The sequence below is a fragment of the Acinetobacter piscicola genome, assembly GCF_002233755.1.
Lineage (GTDB): Bacteria > Pseudomonadota > Gammaproteobacteria > Pseudomonadales > Moraxellaceae > Acinetobacter > Acinetobacter piscicola.
Genome location: NZ_NIFO01000055.1, coordinates 1 through 3,120 on the forward strand (window position 1 = coordinate 1; position 3,120 = coordinate 3,120).

Here is a 3,120-nt window from a genome sequence, read left to right on the forward strand (position 1 = left end):
AAAATGGTGCAATAAAAATTCCAGCTTTTGCTGGTTTTTTTATGTCTAAAATTTATAAAAATAGTATATTGAAAATAGAATCATGTGATTTATTCAACATTTATAATTCTTATAATAATTCTCCTTTCACTCATTCTGGTTTTAAAATATCGCTCTATTTATTGTTTTGAAATTTAAAACACACAGTATTTAACTCAAATTCTTGCTCATGGTTCAGAATTAGCCTTACAATGAGATTACTTTTTTGAAAATCGCAATAGCGTTCTGAATTTTTAATATCTTCAGCCTATCTCCAAATGAGCCGTATGATCAAATCTCAACAAGCAGTGCTTTTTCTACAAGACTTGCAAAATAAATATCCTCAAGCGTTTAAACGCAATTTTTTATTTTACAGTCAAATGAAAACTAAAGGGCTTTTAGACGAGGCAAAGGAATTTATTCCTTGGATTTTGTCTATCATGATTTTCTGTAGTATTTATTTTAGTCTAGGACATTATATTGAAAATCATTTTTCTCAATTTGATGCTTTCCAAGCCAAAGGTATTGCAGCTTTAGCAATCATGTTGTTTTTTATGCTGATTGCACCGTTCATTATCAAACAAATTAAACACAGCTCTGTTCACCTTTACAAACAACTCAACAATACACCTTTTAAACTTGCCATTCTCATCATTTTACAGGCACTGAACATTTACTTTGTTGAAAGTATTTTATTACAAGGTGTTTTATTCTTTTTTGCCATGAGTTTTGGTTTTGTTAAATTCTATAAAGAAAATTTATTTAGAGACAACACCAAAGATGTTGAGTATTACCAATTGCAACAAATACGCAAAACTTGCTTTTGGGCGTATAAACAAGCCATTAAAGCAAAAACGAAAATGAAGTTTTATTCTAAAAACTCTAGAAAATTTAAAACTCAACAACAGAAATTAACTCAATATTTAGAGTTGCATTTACAGCTTTTAAAGTATGAAAATGAAATGTGTATGACTTATAAATATGTAGACTTAGATGCGTATATGGACAGTTTGATGTGACTTCAAATATCAAATACGAATCTCACAAAGAAAAAACCAAGCAATGAATGCTTGGTTTTTTTATATCTATCGTGGTTAAAAACTTATGCACTTTTCTGAATAGACTTCACATCCACCAAAGCACTGTTCAATACCAATTGATGTCCACGAACCGCATCAACAACGTAGCTCTTGTCTTTGATGGTACTCATAAAGACCCAGTCAGCCTGTACTTGCTGCGCAGTAAAATTAACCTTTAAATAACCACGTTGATTTAAGTTAGCATAGTTCAATTCATCAATTAAAGTGGTAAACGCCATTTCGAACTGTTGTAGTTGCGCCATTGGAATATTTAAATATTCTTCTAAGCCCGGTGAAGAAACAGAACTGGTCGCCAATTCTACGCCAACAAAATCACCTGCTTGCGAATGCAAATCTGAAGACCATGCATTATGTGTATCCCCTGCAAGTACAACGACTTTTTTATTCAACGCTTTTAAAGTGCCATATAAAATTTCACGTTCCACATAATAACCATCCCATGCATCAAGGTTATAAGGTGCAACTGTAGTGACACGTGCTTTTTCCGCAGCGGTTAAACTTGGATCACCAGCCTGCAAACGCATTTTCAATGTAACCAATTCAGTAATTTGTTGATTCATTTGAGCCAAGAGTTCAGGCGTCACATTACCACTGGTAATTGCCGAAAGTGGCAATAATAATTCAGCAGGAATCAGCATTTTAGACATTAAAACTTGCTGTCCAAGTACATTCCACGTTGCTGTAGATTGCGCCAATTTCTGTTGTAGCCAATCTCGTTGTGTATAACCAACCAAAGTACGCGTCGTACTGGTTAAATCTGCTTGAAAACGTGCTAGATCCATACCAGAAGCAGTCATGTAGTCCACGTAATCCAATTGCTTATCACGTGCCAAAATACGTGTATCAAGCATGGTGAGTTGCACCAATGTTCCAAAATCGAATTGACGATAAATATTCAAATGATCTGTTTCTGAAACAGGGCGAATTGGCATCCATTCAAAATAAGCTTGCAATGCTGCTAATTTACGATCTAAAAAAGGACCCTCATTACTTTGATGATTTCCTGCACCATCTTTCCATGCATCATTGGCTAACTCATGGTCATCCCAAATTACGATAAACGGATGACGATGGTGGGCTGCCTGTAAATCCACATCCAAACGATACAAAGCATAACGTTTACGATAATCATCTAATTTGATAATTTCGCTTTCATTACCTGCTGCGAAAGTACGACCTAACTTTTCAGCATCCCCAGTTGCATAACCGCCTTGACCATATTCATAAATGTAATCACCCAAATGAATAATGGCATCAAGCTCTTGTTTCGCCATTTCTTTATAAACATGGAAATAACCGGCTGGATAATTTGCACAAGAACACACTGCAAATTGCACCGAGCTGGTGGTTTCTGGCAGTGTTTTGGTACGACCTACAGGCGAAGTAACTGAACCAAATTTAAAACGATAGAAATAAGTTTGTCCTGATTTTAATTTATCAGCATCAACTTTAATGGTGAAATCTTGCGCGGCAGCCGTTTGTACTTTGCCTGTATTGATGATTTGGCTAAATTTATCATCTGTCGCAATTTCCCATACCACTTCTAAACGCAGTGATGTATCTTCTGGCGTAATACGCGTCCACAGAATCACTCTATCTTTCAGCGGATCACCACTTGCAACGCCATGTTTAAATGTCGCTTTTGTTGTTGGCTTAATTGAACTATCGTTATCATCCCCACATGCAGTCAACCCGACTGGTAAAGATAATGCCCCAAAACCTGCTAATGTCCTTTGAATAAGTGCACGGCGTGAAATTGAATTAGACATTGATTTTCCCTAAGTTTTTTTATCCAGTTAATTTAGAAGGTTTAGATTTCACTTTGATCTCAAATAAATGAAAAAATCATGACAAACATATTTTTTTAATAAAAATTGACTTATTTTCAAACATAAACACATGAATTGATTGAAAAGAAAGCAAATCGACTTAAATATCCTTGCCAAGTGAAAGTCTCTCCTTTATTATTGCGTCCATGCCCGAGTGGTGAAATCGGTAGACA

General features: G+C 35.2%; 2 protein-coding genes. One reads left to right on the forward strand and one right to left on the reverse strand.

Features of this window, described 5'->3' with window-relative positions:
- Window positions 1-305: 305 nt before the first annotated feature.
- The gene (locus CDA10_RS16615; protein WP_089606643.1) at window positions 306-1,037 is read left to right on the forward strand and encodes a hypothetical protein; all 732 of its coding nucleotides are present in this window, start codon (window positions 306-308) and stop codon (window positions 1,035-1,037) included.
- Window positions 1,038-1,120: 83 nt separating this feature from the next.
- Here CDA10_RS16615 and CDA10_RS16620 read toward each other — a convergent pair whose 3' ends face one another.
- Complete coding sequence (locus CDA10_RS16620) at window positions 1,121-2,887, reverse strand: alkaline phosphatase D family protein (protein ID WP_089606644.1); 1,767 nt, start codon at window positions 2,885-2,887, stop codon at window positions 1,121-1,123.
- Window positions 2,888-3,120: the final 233 nt, after the last annotated feature.